The organism is Mycobacterium sp. ML4 (assembly GCF_054515735.1).
The window spans coordinates 1-1,080 of record NZ_JBTNSY010000083.1 but is presented as its reverse complement, the minus strand read 5'-3'; the positions used below and the strand labels follow the sequence as shown (position 1 = coordinate 1,080).

Below are 1,080 nucleotides of genomic sequence, written 5' to 3'. Positions count from 1 at the left end.
CACCGAGGGAGCCCCGATCTGCAGTCGTAGCGATGGGAGTGGTTGCAGCAGTTCACGTTCAGAGATCAGCCGCTGGTCGGGAATGGCGCAGATCTCGGAATGGGTCGCGGCGTTCACTTCCGCGCACCACCCCTGAGCCGCCGCGTTCGCATCGCGCAGGCTAATCGGCGCCCCGGTGACGGCGGCCTCGGTCAGCAAGGGTACGGCCAGATCGTCCTGGGCATAGCCGCACAGGTTCTCGACGATGCCCTTGGACTGCGGGTCGCTGGCGTGACAGAAATCGGGAACGAAACCGTAGTGACCCGCCAACCGCACGTAGTCCGGGGTCGGGACGACGACATTGGCGACCACGCCGCCCTTGAGGCAGGCCATCCGGTCGGCCAGCACCCGCGCCGGGACCCCGCCAACCGCGGCCAGCGCCTCGGCGATCAACGCCAGCGTGGTCGATGCCTTCTGGTCGGTGGCGAACCGCACGAACCGCCACCGAGAGAACGCCAGCACCGCACAGAACAGGAACAGTCCCGGCGCGACTTGGGCCCAGTCGATCACCAGGTACTCGCCCGGTTCCCACACCGCCGGACGCCGGCCTCGATGATTAGCGCTGCGCCACAACGCTTTCGCTTCCGCGACCAGCCGCCGGAAGTTACGTGCCGAACCCTCGTATCCAGCGGCCTTCGCGATCGGCAGCAGCCGCTTGGCCGAGATCCGACCGTGTGACTTCTCTACGCGTTCGACGACCAGGTCGGCCACCGAATCGTAGTTATGCGCCCGTTCGGCCCGCGGTGGCGGCGGCACACCGGCCTGGTCGGCCTCGAACTTGTCCACGACCTTCTTGACGGTGCGGTGCGTGGTTCCGCACTCCTCGGCGGCGGCTCGGTAGGACCCGAGCTGATGGTAGGCGGAAATGATGTCCATACGGTCCTTCGCAGACTTCAATGGAACTCCCCGGTGGTGATGGCGATTGGTTGGCGCCTTCACCGTCACCATCGGGGCCCGCAGTTCCTGATCGACACGACGAACACGGGGTGGATACTTTTACCTGGCCAAAAACGGATACCTCGACTTGGCCACCAGTGGGTA

General features: G+C 65.7%; 1 protein-coding gene. It reads right to left on the bottom strand.

Going from position 1 to position 1,080, the window contains the following annotated elements:
• Positions 1 to 936 (bottom strand): IS21 family transposase (istA, locus tag ACX9NE_RS29295; protein ID WP_459365272.1); only part of this gene is annotated, 936 nt, incomplete at its 3' end.
• Between the last annotated feature and the right edge of the window lie 144 nt (positions 937 to 1,080).